The organism is Kitasatospora sp. NPDC032150, from assembly GCF_055579945.1.
In genome coordinates this window covers 387,635-403,579 of the sequence record NZ_JBVIMH010000003.1, presented here as the reverse complement: position 1 = coordinate 403,579, position 15,945 = coordinate 387,635, and the positions used below count along the sequence as shown (strand labels likewise).

Sequence of the window (15,945 nt, the reverse complement as noted above, 5' to 3'; positions counted from 1 at the left end):
CTCGTCTCACTGGTTGCCGGCCGGGCAGGCTTCGCTGCGGCGGCGCAGGCCGAGGGCCGAGAGCGCCGGACCGAGCGGCATCCGCCGCCCGGTCAGCAGGCGGAACTGCTCCCGCATCTCCATGAGCAGCACCTCCCGGCCGTCGATGACCGGCAGGCCGTGCGACCGGGCGGCTGTCGCCAGCGCGGTGGGACCGTCCCGGTACACCAGGTCCAGGACCGCTGCTCCGGGATCGGCGGCCGCCAGCCGGAACGGCGCGCGGTCGGCCAGCGGCGTGGCGTGGACCAGCAGCGAGTAGCCCCGGGCGGAGAACCGGGCCAGCGGTACGAAGGGCAGGCCGGTCAGCGCGGCGGCCTGCCGGCCCCGGGCCCGGCCGCGGTTCACCAGGGTCACCGAGGCGCCGGCCAGGTGCAGGGCGAGGGCGGCGGCCCTGCCCGCGCCGCCGCAGCCGATGACGGCGGCGCGCTGCCCGGCCGGGTCGACGCCGGCACTGGCCAGCGCGTCCAGGGCTGCGGCGGCGTCGGTGGTGTCGGCGTGCCAGCGGCCGTCCCGGTGCCACAGGACGTTGGCGGCCCCGGCTCCGCGCGCCGACGGGGTCACCTGGTCGGCGAGGCCCATCGCGTCCTCCTTGTGCGGTGCGGTCACCGTCAGCCCGCGCAGCGCCAGTCCGGTCCGCCCGCCGAGGGCGGCCGCGCTGCGCAGCAGGCAGGCCAGCGAGTCGGTCGAGAACGGCAGGTAGAGGGCGGGCAGCCCCAGTTCGCGCAGGGCGGCGTTGTACAGCCGGGGTGCGAGCGAGTGCTCGGGGGCGGGGCCGGCGATGCCGTAGAGGGCGTCCAGCCGCGGGAGCGCGGGCAGCCCGTAGTCCAGGACGAGTCGGCGCACGCTCGGCATCCCGTCCGCTCCGGCCTCACCCAGCCGGCCGAAGGCCACCGGGGCGCCCAGCCAGGGGGCCAGCACCCGGGTCCACAGGCCGGACTCACCGATGCCGAAGGCGGTCACATCGGACCGGCCGAGGGCGGCGAGCAGGCCGGGCGCCGCTGCCGGGCCCTTGGGCACCAGAAGGTAGAGCGCCGCCGGTACGCCCGCCATGGCACCGAACAGGGAGCGCAAACCTCCGTACTCGCGCTCCGGGCCGTGCCAGGAGACCCGGCGCTGCCAGGGCGGGATGCGGCTGGTCAGCTCAGGTACCAGGTCGTCGGGCCACTCCAGGTCGACCAGGTCGTACTCGGCGGCGGCGCGCAGCAGCCGCTCCCGCCGCTCCGCCGGAGCCCCACCGTGGTTCCCGCCCTGGCGGCGGGTGCGCAGGGTGTAGATCAGCCGGCCGCCGAACAGCCGCCGCAACCGGCGCGGTTCGGGGTCGCCCACCAGGTCGGCGCGCACCTCCAGCCCGTCCGCGACCGGGTCGAGTCCGCTCAGGCTGGCGTGGCCGAGCTCGTCGGCCGCCGCGACGACGGCCACCAGCGCGGCCCGCCGCCCGGCGCCGGCCCCGCCCGTGCCCGGCTCGCTCATGAGTACCACCGTGCGTTGAGTGCCACCGTGCGTCCTCCTCGGGGCGGGCCCGCGAATCGGTGATTCACATCGGAGGGAAGAGGCTCAGGTCCGGGCCGCGCCGGTCCGCGTTCCCCGCCGGGCGCCCGAGACCGCACCGACGGGCCAGTAGGAGCGCTCCCGCGGCGCTGCTCCCCGTCCGCGGGATGCGCCGGAGCCCGAAATCGGGGATGACGGTGCTTCACACCGCTGTGCCAGCGTAAGCTCCGGGGTTCCTTCCGGCGAGCGCTCGGCCCGGTCCCGTCCGCCGCCCGGGGCATCGGCCGCCCGTCGCGCGGGGTGTGCCCGAAGCCCGTAGGCCGGCGCCCGGCACACCCGATCCGACCTCGTACGTTCCCCCGCTCCGGCGCACGGACTGCGGTGACCGGCCTCCGACCGGCACACTGCTGGTGGTGGAAAACCCCTGCGGCGCGGAGCCCCCGCCCTGCTCGGCGGCACCTGCCGCGGCGCGGCGGCCGGGGCATCCCGACGGTGCTCGTCAAGGGCCCCGGTCGGACGGCCCCCGGTACCGCGCCCGGGTGACACGCCCCGGACCGCCCGGGGCCGGAACGACAGGAGACGGCCATGCCGCATCCCCATCCGATCCTGGTGACCGGAGCCGTCGGCGGAGTGGGACGGCGGGTGGTCGAGCAGCTGCGGGCCCGGCAGGTGCCCGTCCGGGCCCTGGTGCACCACGACGACGAGCGGGCCGAGTCGCTGCGGGCGCTCGGCGGCGTGCAGGTGGTGGTCGGCGAGCTCACCCGGGCCCCCGACGTGGTGGCGGCCCTCGACGGCTGTCGGCGGCTCTACTTCGGGATGAGCGTCTCACCGGACTACCTGGAGGCCGCCGCCACGGTGGCGGTCGCCGCCCGCCACAACGGCTCCGTGGAGCTGCTGGTGAACATGTCGCAGATGACGGTCTCGCAGATGGACGTCACGAGCACGACCGAGTCCACTCAGCAACGACTGCACTGGCTGGCCGAACAGGTCCTCGGCTGGTCGGGCCTTCCCGTCACGCACATCCGGCCGACGGTGTTCATGGAGAACCCGCTCTTCGCGATCCTCGCCGTCGCCTCGATCCGCCGGGACGGCACGATCAGGCTGCCGTTCGGTTCCGCCCGCACCTCACCGGTGGCCGTCAGCGACGTCGCCGACGCGGTCGCCCGGGTGCTGACCGACCCATCGCCGCAGACCGGCCGGGTCTACGAGCTGACCGGCGCCTCGTCCCGCGACATGACCGCCATCGCCGCCGAGCTCTCCGCCGCCCTGGGCAGGACGGTCCGCTACGTCGACGTGCCCTACGACGAGTGGCTCGAGAAGGACCTCGGAGCGCTGGATCTCTCGCCCCACGTGCGCAACCACATCGCCACCATGGCCCGGCTCCACCGGCAGAACCGGTACGACCGCGCCACCGGCGGTGTCGCCGAGCTCCTCGGCCGCCCCCCGGCCGGCTTCGACACCTTCGTCAGGGACACCCCCGGCCTGGCCGGCCCGCCGGACCGGGCCGCCGGGTGACGGGCGAGTACAGCGCCTGGCGGGGGTTCGGCCGGCCGGACTCCGCAGGCGGTGGTGCATCCGACCTGTGAGCCGGGTGCGGGGCGCGCCCGGCCCGGGCACCCGAGCAGTCCGCTCAGTCCTGGGGTTCGGCAGCCACCTGGACGGCGATCAGGCAGGTGTCGTCGTCGGTGTCGGCGGTGCTCCGGTCCAGCAGCCGGTCCAGCAGGTCGTCCAGGTCCTCCTCCGACCTGCCGACGTCGTCCACCAATTCGCGCACCGAGTCCTCGACGGAGCGGTCCCGGCGCTCGATCAGTCCGTCCGTGTAGAGCAGCAGGATGTCACCCGCTTCCAGGCGCAGGGTCTGCTCCTCGTACACCGCCCCGTGGTCCGCGCCGAGCAGGACGCCGGACGGCATGGGCAGCAGCCGGGCCCGGCCCGCCCGGAGCAGGATCGGCGGCAGGTGCCCGGCCCTGGCCCAGCACAGCTGCCGGCGGGCGGGGTCGTAGCGGGCGCAGACGGCGGTGGCGGTGGCCGGCTCGGTGAACGAGACGGCCGCGGTGTTGAGCCAGTCGAGCAGCCGGGCGGGTCCCGCCCCGGTGACCGCGAGGCCTCGCAGGGCATTGCGCAGCGCGACCATGCCGGTGGCGGCCTCGACGCCGTGCCCGGCCATGTCCCCGACCACCAGCAGGGCGGCGCCGTCGGGCAGCAGCACCGCGTCGTACCAGTCACCGCCGACCCGTTCCTGCTGGGCGGCGGGGCGGTAGCGGACGGCGGCGCGGAGCCCGGCGGCGTCCAGCGGCGGCGGCTCGGGCGGCAGGATGGCCTGTTGGAGCCGCAGCGCGAGGCGGTGTCGCTCGGCGGCCTGCTGCTCGCTGTCGGCGAGCCGTTCGCGGGTGGCAGCGAGGGCGATCTCGGTCCAGTGCTGCGCCGACACGTCCTGGTAGGCGCCGTGGAGGGCGACCAGGCGCCCGGTGGTGTCGAGCACCGGTTCGGCGACCACCCGGGTGTAGCGGGTCAGCCCGTTCGGTCTGACCAGCCGGAAGACCGCGGAGGACGCCTTGCGCTGTCGCTGCACGCTGCGCACCAGCCGCCGGACGGTCTGCTCGTCCTCGGGGTGCACGTGGGCGGGGAGCGCGGCGAACGGCACCGGGACGGCGGACGGCGGCAGTCCGTGCAGCTCGTACAGACTCGCGTTCCAGCGGATGGTTCCGGTGATCAGGTCCTCCTCGAAGCCGCCGAGACGGGCCAGCCGCTGGGCGTTGCGCACCAGCGCGTTCTGTCTGGCGTCGTCCTCGGCGAAGCGCCAGCTGAGCAGCAGGCGGTCGTCGAGGCGGGCTGCGGCGATCTCCAGGCCGGTCGGCAGCGACAGTTCACCGATCAGGAAGCCCAGGCGCAGTTCCTCACCCCGGATCGCCTCGCCGGTGGCGTAGACCCCGCGGAGCCGTTCCAGCAGCCCGTCGGCGCAGGCGAGCGGATACGCCTCGACCAGGGAGCCGCCCTCCAGGGTGTGGGCGGACCGGCCGGCCGGGTCGGTGAAGCGCGCGTTGACGCGCAGTATCCGGAAGTCGGTGAGTTCGTCGTCCTCGCCCAGGACCGGGGCGAGCAGCAGCGCGGGGGTCAGCACCGCGTCGAGGGCCGCCTCGGATGCCGTCTCGAAGACGGTGTCCGGTCCTGTGTCGGCCACCGGCCGGTCCGGGGCCGGGCCGGGCGGTGGGAGCGCCGCGGGCAGGGTGAGCGCGCAGATGTCGGCGAGCGCCCGCAGCTGGCGGCGGACCGTCTCGGTCGGCTCGGCCGGTCGGGTGGGCCAGGCCAGTTCCAGCACGCCGAGCAGGCGGGCGCGGCGGCGGATCGGCAGTGCGGCCCGGTAGGGGGCCTCCTTCCGGCCGGGGGTGGGGGCGCGGGTCACCTCGGGCTCGTCCGGGCCGAGTTCGCGTCCGGTGGCGGCGGCGAGCTGCGCCGGGCAGTCCACTCCGGGCGGGATGTGTCGCCATCCGCTGACCGCCGCCGCCGAGAAACCGACTGCTCCGGCGAGCGTCAGCCCTCCGCCGCTCTCGGCGGCCCAGACCAGCACGCCGGTGACGCCGGTCAGGCGTCCGACGTGTTCGAGCACCGCTTCGGCGGCGGCCTGCGGGTCGGTACGGGCGGTCGCGGGCGGCGCCGGACCCGCGGTGGGCGGCGGAACGGGTTCGGGCGGCCCGGCACCGGGCGCGGTGCCGATGCCGGCGCGCTCGCCGACGATGTCGGCGGCGAGTTCCGCCACCCGGACGTGGGCCCGGTCGGCGAGTACCGCGAGTTGCTCGGCGGCGTCGGCGGGCGGGCAGCCGAGGCGTTCCGCCAGGATGCCGGTGGCCAGTTCGACGATCGGCCGGGCGGCCGACTCGGCTCGCAGCCGGGCCAGTTCGCCCTGGAGCCGGCGGACGGCCGCGGCCAGTTCGCGCGCACCCGGTTCGCCGGTGCCGGGCTCGCGTCCGCCCGGTCCGCACGCTTCGGCGCCGGCGGTACCCGGCCCGGCCCGGCCCGGTGCCGAAGGTCCCGGTGCCGAAGGTCCCGGTTGCGGGGTGGCGGTGGGTTCGGTGCCGGTCATCGGGTCCCGTCCGCTCTCGTCACCGCTCCAGCCGGCGCCGGATCCGGCCGATCAGATCGTCCGCGTCCACGGGCTTGGTGACATGGTCGTCGGCACCGGCGGCGAGGCTCTTGGCGCGGTCCCCCGGCATTGCCTTGGCGGTCACCGCGATGATCGGGACGGCCGCGAACTCGGCGGTGTCCCGGATCGCCCCGATCGCGGCGTAGCCGTCCATCCCGGGCATCATGATGTCCATCAGGACCAGGCAGGTGTCGGGGTTGGCGTACAGCAGGTCGAGCGCGGCCTGTCCGTTCGCGGCGTGCAGCACCCGGACTCCGTGCTGCTCCAGGATCCCGGTGATCGCGAAGACGTTGCGGGTGTCGTCGTCGACGACCAGTACGGTCCGCCCGGACAGCGGGTCCTCGGCCTCGGCGGGCTTCCCGGCCGCTCCGGGTGCGGCGACGGGCGTGCCGGGAGGGACGACGGTCCCGCCGTCGATCGCACGGACGATCCGCTCGCGCAGTTCGTCCAGGCCCGCGACCACGTGCAGACGCTCGGCCCTCGGAGCCTGCCCCTGCTCCGCGGGCCCGCCGGGGCAGCCGAGTACGGGGACGGCGTGCCCGCCCTCCGCCAGCGCGGCCAGCAGCCGCCGGGCGCCGTCCTCGGGCAGGGCGAGGTCGAGTACCACGCAGCGGCAGGGTCCGGCCGCCAGCGCCGTCAGCGCCTCGGCCGGGGTACCGGCGCTGCGGACGGTGATCGCCGGGTCCCGGCCGGCCGCGGTGCTCTCGGCGAGCAGGGTCAGCAGGCCCGGCGGGTCGGCCTCGACGACCAGGAGTCCGGATGGCTCGGCCTGCTGCTCGGCGGGGGCCGAGACGTCCCGGGGCGCGGCAGCGGCGGGCAGGTGCAGGGTGAAGCAGCTGCCCTCGCCGGGGGTGCTGCTGGTGGTGATGGTGCCGCCGAGCAGATGGGCCAGCTCACGGCTGATGGACAGGCCGAGGCCCGTGCCGCCGTACCTGCGGCCGGTGGTGCCGTCGGCCTGTTGGAAGGCTCCGAAGATGGACTCCAGGTGCTGTTCGGGGATGCCGATTCCGGTGTCCTTGACCCGGAAGGCCAGGCAGCCCCCCGAGTGGCGCAGCTCTTCGGGGAGTTCGTCCGCGCTGCTGGGTTCGATGCGCAGTTCCACCCGGCCCTGGTCGGTGAACTTGACCGCGTTGGACAGCAGGTTGCGCAGCACCTGGCGCAACCGGGCCTGGTCGGTGACCAGTTCCTCCGGGGCCCCGGGGCTGGTGACCACCTCGAAGTCCAGGTTCTTCTGTCCGGCGAGCGGCCGGAAGGTGGACTCGACGTACTCCAGCAGTTCGCGCAGCGGGAAGCGCTCGGCGCTGATGTCCATCTTGCCCGCCTCGACCTTGGAAAGGTCGAGGATGTCGTTGATCAGTTGCAGCAGGTCGGAGCCGGCCGAGCGGATCACCTCGGCGTACTCGACCTGTTTGGGGGTCAGATTGCCGTCCGGGTTCCGGGCGAGCAGCTGCGCGAGGATGAGCAGGCTGTTGAGCGGGGTGCGCAGTTCGTGGCTCATGTTGGCGAGGAACTCGGACTTGTACATCGAGGCGCTGGTCAACTGCCGGGCTCGGTCCTCCAGTTCGCGGCGGGCCTGTTCGATCTCCAGGTTCTTCGCTTCGATGTCGCGGTTCTGGTCGGCCAACAGATCGGCCTTGTCCTCGAGTTCGGCGTTGGAGCGGCGCAGCTCCTCCTGGCCTCGCTGCAACTCCTCGGAGCGCGCCTGGAGTTCGGTGGTCAGCCGCCGGGACTCCTCCAGCAGGTCGTCGGTGCGAGCATTGGCCAGCAGGGTGCTGAGGTTGGCGCCGACCGCCTCGCCGAAGCGCTCCAGGAAGTCGCGGTGCAGCCGGGTGAAGGGGTGCAGGGAGGCGATCTCGACCACGCCGAGCAGCTGTTCCTCGACCACGATCGGCAGCACGATGAGTTCGCGCGGCGCTGCCTGGCCGAGGCTGGAGGAGATGGCGGCGTAGCCAGGTGGCAGGTCGGTGACGGTGATGGTCCGGTGGCTGCGGGCCGCCTGGCCGACCAGGCGGTGTCCCAGCGGGATCCGCTCGGGAGCGGTGCCGGTGCCGTCCTGGAGCCCGTAGGAGCTGATCAGGACCAGTCCGGTGCCCTGCCCGGCGTGGACCGCCTCCTCGGCGAGGTAGAACGCACCGTACTGGGCGGAGAGCAGCGGGGTGAGCTCGTCCATGATCAGCTCGGCCACCGCGGCGATCTCCCGGTGCCCCTGGACCAGGCCGGTGAGGCGGGCCAGGTTGGTCTTGAGCCAGTCCTGCTCCTGATTGGCCCTGGTGGTGACGCGCAGCGACTCGACCATGGCGTTGATGTTGTCCTTGAGGTCGGCGACCTCGCCGGAGGCGTCCACGGTGATAGAGCGGGTCAGGTCGCCCTCCGCCACCGCACCGGTGACCTCGGCGATGGCCCGCACCTGCCGGGTCAGGTTCCCGGCCAGGCCGTTGACGTTCTCGGTGAGCCGCTTCCAGGTGCCGGAGACGCCGGCCACCTCGGCCTGACCGCCGAGCCTGCCCTCGCTGCCGACCTCGCGGGCCACCCGGGTCACCTCGGCGGCGAAGGCGGACAGCTGGTCGACCATGGTGTTGATGGTGGTCTTGAGCTCCAGGATCTCGCCTCGCGCGTCCACGTCGATCCTGCGGGTGAGGTCGCCGCGGGCCACCGCGGTGGTGACCTGGGCGATGTTCCGGACCTGGCTGGTCAGGTTGTGGGCCATGAAGTTGACGTTCTCGGTCAGGTCCTTCCACGTCCCGGCCACGTTGGGGACCCGTGCCTGGCCGCCGAGGATGCCCTCGGTGCCGACCTCGCGGGCCACCCGGGTCACCTCGTCCGCGAACGCCGACAGGGTGTCCACCATCGTGTTGATCGCGCCGGCCAGCGCGGCCACCTCGCCCTTGGCCTCCACGGTGATCCGCTGCGAGAGGTCGCCCCGGGCGACGGCCGTCGCCACTTGGGAGATCGAGCGGACCTGACCCGTCAGGTTGGACGCCATCACGTTGACGTTGTCGGTGAGGTCCTTCCAGGTACCCGAAACACCCTGGACGGTGGCCTGGCCGCCGAGGTCGCCCTCGGTGCCGACCGCCCTGGCGACGCGGGTCACCTCGCCGGCGAAGGCCGAGAGCTGGTCGACCATCGTGTTGATGGTGCTCTTCAGGGTGAGGATCTCGCCCCGCGCGTCCACCTCGATCTTCTGCGTCAGATCGCCCTTGGCCACCGCCGTCGCGACCTGGGCGATCGAGCGCACCTGCGCGGTCAGGTTGCCCGCCATGGAGTTCACCGAGTCGGTGAGGTCGCGCCAGGTGCCGGAGACGTCCCGGACGTCCGCCTGGCCGCCGAGCCTGCCCTCGCTGCCGACCTCGCGGGCCACCCGGGTCACCTCGCCGGCGAACGCGGACAGCTGGTCCACCATGGTGTTGATGGTGGTCTTGAGCTCCAGGATCTCGCCCTGGGCGGCCACGTCGATCTTGCGGGTCAGGTCGCCCCGGGCCACCGCCGTGGTGACCTGGGCGATGTTGCGGACCTGGGCGGTCAGGTTGCCCGCCATCGCGTTGACCGAGTCGGTCAGGTCCCGCCAGGTGCCGGCCGCCTGCGGCACCTGGGCCTGGCCGCCGAGCCTGCCCTCGGTGCCGACCTCGCGCGCCACCCGGGTCACCTCGGAGTTCACCCGGGAGAGCTGGTCGGCCATGTCGTTGAAGACGGCGGCGATCTCGCCCAGCAGTCCGGGGCCGGGCGGCAGGCGGATCCCGAAGTCGCCGTCACGGACGGCGGTCAGTCCGGCCAGCAGCCGGCGCAGGCCGTCATCGATCGGGGCCGCCGCGGTGTCCCGTTCCCCGGTCGGCGTGCCGGTCCGCGGCCCGTGTTCGGCGGGTGGCCGGGCGGGTTCATTCGTATACCGGGCAGGCTCGTTCATTCTCGGACCTCGGCTGGCCTCGGCTGGTGGTGCTCGCGCCGGACCGCGACCGTGCCGTGGACCTGCGCCGGTTCCACTGTCCCACCGTTCGCGGCCCGGCGTACCGGTGGCCGCGGGCGAGGCGCCGGGTCAGTCCGATCGACGCGGCTGCGGGCAGCGGACCTCCAGCCAGACCCGCTTCCCCGGGCCCGCCGGCTCGCTGCCCCAGGCCCGGGCCAGCCGGTCGACCACCCTCAGTCCGTGGCCGCCGGGCTGGGAGGGCCGGCCGGCGGAGAGCAGCACCGGCGGGCGGGGGCTGCTGTCCGAGACCTCGATCCGCAGCACCGGGCCGGTGCGGCGCAGCACCAGCTCGTTCGGCCCTCCGGCGTGCAGGCAGGCGTTGGTCACCAGCTCACTGGTCATCAGCAGCACGTCCTCGGCGGCCATCCGCTGCTCGGCTCCGACGGCCGGCAGCCAGCCCCAGTCGCGCAGGGCCTCCCGGGTGAACTCGCGGCAGCGGTGGACGGCCCCCCGGGGGTCGGCCAGTACCAGCCTTCGACTCTGCGAGCCCGGTGCCTGCCCCGCGGCGTGCGCCATCACATCCTCACTGTCAGTCCCCGCCCGGCGCCGCGGTGGCCTGCTCGACGGTGGCGAAGACCTGGAACACGTCCTGCGCGCCGGTGATCTCCAACATCCGGGCGACGATCGGCGAGGGGCCGGTGAGGATGATCCGCCCGCCGGCCGCCTCGGCGGTCAGCCTGGCCCTGAGCAGCAGGTTGAGGCCGGTGGAGTCGCAGAAGGCGAGACCCGAGCAGTCCACCACCAGCTGCTCCGGGGACTGCCGGAGTGCTTCGTCCAGCGCCTCGCGCAGCGGCCCGGCGCTGTCGTGGTCGAGTTCGCCCTCCAGGGTGAGCACGATCCCGTGTGCCCACGGCCGGGCGGAGACGGTCAATTCACCGGCTTCCGTCGGGTGTGCATCCATCGACCGCGCTCCTCCCGCGCTCCCGGGGCCACGCATTCTCACCATAGATCACCGTCCGGGGATCCCGCAGAGGGCCGCTCGGCGGCGCGCTCAGTGCAGTCGGAGGCCGACCAGACAGGTGTCGTCCTGGGGGTTGGGGGCCCCGAGACGGCGCAGCACGTGGTCGAGGCAGCCCTCCAGTTCCGCGGCCCGGTACTCCTCGACTGCCCTGAGCAGCCGGTCCAGGCCACTGCCGAGGTCGTCTCCGCGCCGTTCGACCAGCCCGTCGGTGTAGAGCAGGACGGTCCTGCCGGGAGGCAGCGGCAGCTCGGCGGTCTGGTACCGCGCGGCGGACGCCGCGCCGAGTACCAGCCCGTCGGGCAGGCCGAGCAGGCGGACGGACCCGTCCAGCGCCACCACCGGCGGCAGGTGCCCGGCACGGGCCCAGGTTAGCGTGCGGACGGCGGGGTCGAGCAGTCCGCAGACCACGGTGGCGATGTACTCGCTGCGTTCGTGGCAGAGCATGCCGTTGAGCCTTCGCAGCATCTCCCCGGGTGGCAGGCCGGTGTAGGCCATGCCGCGCAGTGCGTGCCGCAGCTGGGCCATTCCGGCGGCGGCGCGCAGTCCGTGGCCCGACACGTCGCCGACGACGACCAGGACGGCGCCGTTCGGGAGGGTGAGGACGTCGTACCAGTCGCCGCCGACCTTGCCCTCGCGTTCGGCGGGCAGGTAGCGGACGGCGACCTCGAGGCCGGGTTCGTGCGGGCCGCGTGGTACGTCCATCAGGGCGTGCTGGAGTGCCTGGACGGCGCGGTGTTCGATCGCGGTCTTCCTGCGCTGATCGGCGAGTTGGCTGCGGGTGCTGGTCAGGGCCTGTTCGGTGCGGCGCCAGGCGGTGACGTCCTGGACCACGCCGCGGACGGCGACCACCTCTCCGGACGCCGCGTCGGGCACTGTTTCGGCTATCGCCCGCAGGTTGCGCCGGGTGTCGCCGGCCCCGGTGCCGAGCCCGGCGAGGCGGAATTCGGCGGTCGCGGGGCTCTGCCCGGCGAGGACCGCCGCAGCGGTCGCCCGGACGGCGTCCCGGTCCTCGGGGGCGATCACGGCGAGGACGACGCCCGGTTCGAGGTCCTCGGATCCCTCGGGCAGCCGCAGCAGCCGCCGCAGCTCGGGCGAGCAGACGATCTTGCCGGCGCCGGCCTGCCAGCTCCAGGTGCCGAGCCGGGCGAGCCGCTGGGCCTGGGCGAGCTGCGTCTCCTGCCGCTCCTGCTCGTCGTGGGTGCGCCAGCTGACCAGGACGCCGTCGAGGAAGGGCGTGGCGTGCAGGGTCATGCTCGAGGCGTGCACCCTTCCGCCGACCACCTCGATGAACTGTTCGATCCGACCCTCGTACGGGGTGCCCGTGGCGGCGACGTCCAGCAGCTGCTGGAAGGTGCCGGAGGCCACCATGCCCGGGTAGAGCTCGGTGACCCGGTGGCCGACGATGTCCTCGCCGGTGCGGTCGGCCAGGTCGACGGTGGCCGCGTTGGCGTGTTCCACCCGCAGGTCGACCACCTTGCCGGTCGTCTCGCGGACGGCGGCGAGGATCAGCACCGGGTCGAGCAGCGCGTCCAGCACCGCGCGGAACCAGGGCTCGGTGGCGGGTTCCAGCGGACCGAACCCTTCGGCGTCCGCGCTGACCACCCGCACCAACTGGGCAGCCGTCAGCCGGGCCAGCGCGGAGAGGTAGCGGACGGTGGCCGCATCCGGCTCGAACTCCTCGGGCCAGCCGAGCTTCATCGCACCGATCAGCCGCTGGCCGGTGCGCAGCGGCACCGCACACACCGTACGCCCCGGAATCAGGTCCTCCCCGGTGAGATCGGGGTAGCGGACGGCGAACTCCTCCCGGCTGCGCACCCAGACCGTGGTGCCGAGCTGGGCCGCCTCGGTGAGCGGTACGGCGGTGCGCGGTGGAATCCGCTGCCACTGGCTCAGCTGGTGGGCCGGCACGCCGTGGCTGCCCACCAGGCGCAGCGCACCGTCGGGTTCGAGCAGCGCGAGGACGACCGCGGCCGCGCCGATCGGGCTGAGCGCGTACTCGTGGAGCAGCCGGGCGAGGTCGTCGGGGCCGTCGGCGCAGGCGAGGGCCGAGGCGGCGAGGTGGTAGCGGGCGGCGAAGCCCTCGCCGGGCGGGGCTCCATCACCCGGCGGTCGCGCTCGCGCGGCACCGGTCGCGGGCGAAGGTAGCGGCTCCGGACCAGGCAGGGGCCCGGGCCCGGCTTCCGGGCCGGCGGTTTCCGGGCCGGCGGTTTCCGGGCCGGCGGTTTCCGGCGGGGCGGCGACGCCCAGCAGTTCGGCGGCCAGCTCGACCACCTTGCGATTGCTGTCCCGTGAGCGCCGTACCAGCTCCTCGAAGGCCTGGTCGGGGGTGCAGCAGAGCCGCTCGGTGAGCAGGCCCTTGGCCTGTTCGATGACTCCTCTGGTGCGCATCGCGGCGCGCAGGCCATCCACCTCGGCCCGCAACCGGTCCACCGTGGACTGCAGAACGGCACGCTCGACCGAATCGTCACTCATCGGGGGCCTCCGGGTGCGAAACGCCCATACAACGCCCTGAGGGAGCGGAACCAGCGTAGGCCGGAGCACCGCGACGGGGCCAGCGCCGGGGGCGGGAAGAGTCACCAGGGCCGGTCATCGGGAGCGGTCACCGGGTCGGTCATCGAGGCGCTCATCGGGGCCGGCGCTCGACCACGGTGGCCTGGACGATCTTGCCCAGGGGTGTCCGGAGGACGTGGACGCCCCGACAGAGCCCGGTCACCACGACCAGCCCGTAACCCGCCGGAGGCGAGGCGGTAGCCAGCAGCTCCCGGCTGGTGTCCTCGACGGCCACCTCGACGGTGCCGTCACCGGCGGGTGCGACCACCAGCCGGCACGGCCCGGGCGCGTGCCGGCAGGCGTTGGAGACCAGTTCGGCGATCACGAGCAGGACGTCGCCCCGGGTCTCGTCCCGGAAGCGGGGACCCGCTCCGGCCGCGAGTTCCGCGAAGAACCGCTCGGCCGCGTGGCGGGCCTTGCGGACCGATCCGACGCGCCCGTCCAGGTCGAGCGCGAGCACGGGCATCTGACTCACCCCGGCCTTGCTGGGGTCTCTTGGCACTGTCCGCGTCTACCCCGGCCACGGCCGGTCAACCGTCTGATCAGCGGCCGGTTTCGCCGTTCTCGACCTGTTCCCTGAGCCGGGCGAGGGTGGCACTCAGCACCCTGGAGACCTGCATCTGGGATACCCCGATCCGCTCGGCGATCTCCGACTGCGTGCGATCGCCCCAGAAGCGCAGCAGCAGGACGGTGCGCTCGCGGTCGGTGAGCAGGCGGAGCAGCGGGCGGACGGCCTCCCGGAAGACCACCAGGTCGAGGTTCCGGTCGCAGTCGCCGAGCCGGTCGAGCAGGGCGCCGCCGGAGTCGTCGGTGCCGTCGTCGCGGGTGGCGTCCAGCGAGTCGCAGTGGTAGGCGTGTCCGGCGTCCAGGCCGGCGGCGACCTGCTCGCGGGTGAGGCCGAGGTCGTCGGCGAGCTCCTCGGGCGTGGGCAGCCTGCCGAGCCGCTGCTCCAGCCGGTCGGAGGCGCGGGCGGTCATCAGGTAGAGCTCCTGGACGCTGCGGGGAACGCGCAGCGGCCAGGACGTGTCGCGGAAGAACCGTTTGATCTCGCCGGTGATGGTGGGCAGGGCGTAGGTGACGAACTCGACGCCGCGGTCCGGGTCGTAGCCGTCCACGGCCTTGATCAGGCCGATGGTGCCGACCTGGAGGATGTCGTCCATCTCGGCGGCACGGTGGCGGAAGCCCGCGGCGACGAAGCGGACCAGCGGCATGTTGAGCTCGATGATGGTGCCGCGGACGTAGCTGTAGGCGTGCGTCTCGCGCTCCAGGTCGGCGAGGCGGCGGAACAGCGCGTCGCTGAGCTCGCGCGCCTCGTTCTTGCCCAGGCGGCGCATCTGCTGCGAAGTCGGCCGATGTTCGGCGTCGAGGACTGGCGGGGTCGGTTCCGGGACGGCGGCCGCGGTGTGGACGGCGGCACCGGCCGTCGCCGGGGTGGGCGGGACCATGGCAGTGGGCAGGACGGCGGACACTGAGTCATCTCCCGGGGTGTTCGCGGACCCACACCGGTGCGTGCGTCGTCGCGACGAAAATGCCGCGAACGGACGGTACGTCTTCGCACGAGGCGCGGGAGTGGGAGACCGCTCGGCCCGGCTGCTTGAGGCGACGGTGTCCCGGCACGACAGGCGTGCCGCTGGATCGACGGCGAGGGTGAGTCACCGGAACGGAGGCGGGCCACCGGCCCGGATCCCTCCGCTTCCGTCTCGTACCCGCACCGGGCTCGGCGAACCCTCCCGAGCCGAGGCAGAGCCTTTGTCGAACTCGATTTCGACACTGTCTCGGCACGGCCCACCGCCGGTTACGGCGTACTCCCCCCTCCCGCTATCGGGTTGCCGGTGCCCTCACCGATCACCGCGCGGCCCGGTTTCACGCGACGCCCAGCCGGGCCGGCGAGGAGCAGCGCCCCCGCCGGCCCGGCGCTCGCGGGGTCCGGTCACCACCGGTACCAGCGCCGGCGCTCCTCACCGCCCGCGACGACGAATCCGAGCAGCCACAGGATGAAGACGGCGAGCGCGATCCACCACAGCAGGTGGAGGGCGAAACCGGCACCCGCCAGGATCACGGCCAGTAGCAGAACAACGACCAACAGAACCATGGCTATCAACCTCCGCGCCCGCGCCTGCCCCGAATCCGTGCGGCCATTCCTCAGGCGGCAACGCCGGGTCGCGCCGGCCGCGCTGCTCGACGGCAGGCGACCCGGCGACGGCCCACCGCTGCCTGCGGGATTCGACCGGCGGGACCGGGGCAGACGCGCCCCATGGTCCACAGCACAGGGCCGTCCACAGTGAGTCGCGCGAAGGAGGAAGGTCATGAGCAAGGTGCAGGAGTCGATCGACGTCGACGTCCCGCTGCACACGGCGTACAACCAGTGGACGCAGTTCGAGGAGTTCCCCCGCTTCATGGAGGGCGTCGAGGAGGTACGGCAACTGGACGACCGCCACAACCACTGGCGGACCTCCATCGCCGGGGTCGCCCGGGAGTTCGACACCGAGATCGTCGACCAGCTGCCCGACGAGCGGGTGGCGTGGCGGACGATCGGAGGCGACGTCAAGCAGATGGGCGTGGTGACCTTCCAACCACTGGACGAGGGGCACACCCGGGTCAGGCTCGCCATGAACGTCGAACCGGAGGGCGTGGTCGAAAAGGCCGCCGACATGCTCGGCGTGCTCGATCGCCGGGTCAAGGGCGACCTGCGCCGCTTCAAGGGCTTCGTCGAGTCCCGCGGCCAGGAGACCGGCGCCTGGCGCGGCCGGATCTCGCCCGGTTGAGACGGTCCGCCACCTCGCCGGTCCGCCTCGACCGAGTCAT

General features: G+C 73.7%; 11 protein-coding genes. 2 read left to right on the top strand and 9 right to left on the bottom strand.

Annotated features, from left to right (window positions below; translation table 11 throughout):
- Positions 1 to 6 precede the first annotated feature (6 nt).
- A complete protein-coding gene (locus tag ACZ5ON_RS06035; RefSeq protein WP_465586053.1) occupies positions 7 to 1,509 on the bottom strand; it encodes a type I 3-dehydroquinate dehydratase in 1,503 nt (500 codons plus the stop codon).
- A 603-nt stretch (positions 1,510 to 2,112) separates the two neighbouring features.
- Between ACZ5ON_RS06035 and ACZ5ON_RS06030 the strand changes: the two genes are divergently transcribed.
- Entirely contained in the window at positions 2,113 to 3,042 is a 930-nt protein-coding gene (locus tag ACZ5ON_RS06030; protein WP_465586051.1) for an NAD(P)H-binding protein, read from the top strand.
- A 115-nt stretch (positions 3,043 to 3,157) separates the two neighbouring features.
- On the opposite strand, the gene ACZ5ON_RS06025 is transcribed toward ACZ5ON_RS06030, so the two are convergent.
- From ACZ5ON_RS06025 to ACZ5ON_RS05990, 8 genes are all read right to left on the bottom strand, one after another.
- Complete coding sequence (locus ACZ5ON_RS06025) at positions 3,158 to 5,608, bottom strand: SpoIIE family protein phosphatase (RefSeq protein WP_465586049.1); 2,451 nt, start codon at positions 5,606 to 5,608, stop codon at positions 3,158 to 3,160.
- A gap of 19 nt (positions 5,609 to 5,627) precedes the next feature.
- The gene (locus ACZ5ON_RS06020; RefSeq protein WP_465586047.1) at positions 5,628 to 9,569 is read right to left on the bottom strand and encodes a HAMP domain-containing protein; all 3,942 of its coding nucleotides are present in this window, start codon (positions 9,567 to 9,569) and stop codon (positions 5,628 to 5,630) included.
- A 129-nt stretch (positions 9,570 to 9,698) separates the two neighbouring features.
- Complete coding sequence (locus ACZ5ON_RS06015; protein WP_465586045.1) at positions 9,699 to 10,145, bottom strand: ATP-binding protein; 447 nt, start codon at positions 10,143 to 10,145, stop codon at positions 9,699 to 9,701.
- A gap of 13 nt (positions 10,146 to 10,158) precedes the next feature.
- Entirely contained in the window at positions 10,159 to 10,530 is a 372-nt protein-coding gene (locus tag ACZ5ON_RS06010; RefSeq protein WP_465586043.1) for an STAS domain-containing protein, read from the bottom strand.
- Between the two features lie 90 nt (positions 10,531 to 10,620).
- A complete protein-coding gene (locus ACZ5ON_RS06005; RefSeq protein ID WP_465586041.1) occupies positions 10,621 to 13,062 on the bottom strand; it encodes a SpoIIE family protein phosphatase in 2,442 nt (813 codons plus the stop codon).
- 151 nt (positions 13,063 to 13,213) lie between these two features.
- Positions 13,214 to 13,606: an ATP-binding protein gene (locus ACZ5ON_RS06000; protein WP_465586127.1), complete on the bottom strand. Its 393-nt coding sequence runs from the start codon at positions 13,604 to 13,606 to the stop codon at positions 13,214 to 13,216.
- 76 nt (positions 13,607 to 13,682) lie between these two features.
- A complete protein-coding gene (locus ACZ5ON_RS05995; protein ID WP_465586039.1) occupies positions 13,683 to 14,609 on the bottom strand; it encodes a SigB/SigF/SigG family RNA polymerase sigma factor in 927 nt (308 codons plus the stop codon).
- Between the two features lie 461 nt (positions 14,610 to 15,070).
- A complete protein-coding gene (locus ACZ5ON_RS05990) occupies positions 15,071 to 15,232 on the bottom strand; it encodes a hydrophobic protein (protein WP_465586037.1) in 162 nt (53 codons plus the stop codon).
- Positions 15,233 to 15,446: 214 nt separating this feature from the next.
- Between ACZ5ON_RS05990 and ACZ5ON_RS05985 the strand changes: the two genes are divergently transcribed.
- Positions 15,447 to 15,905 carry an SRPBCC family protein gene (locus ACZ5ON_RS05985; protein WP_465586035.1) on the top strand — a complete coding sequence of 153 codons (459 nt, stop codon included), beginning with the start codon at positions 15,447 to 15,449 and terminating at the stop codon, positions 15,903 to 15,905.
- The last annotated feature ends 40 nt before the right edge of the window (positions 15,906 to 15,945 follow it).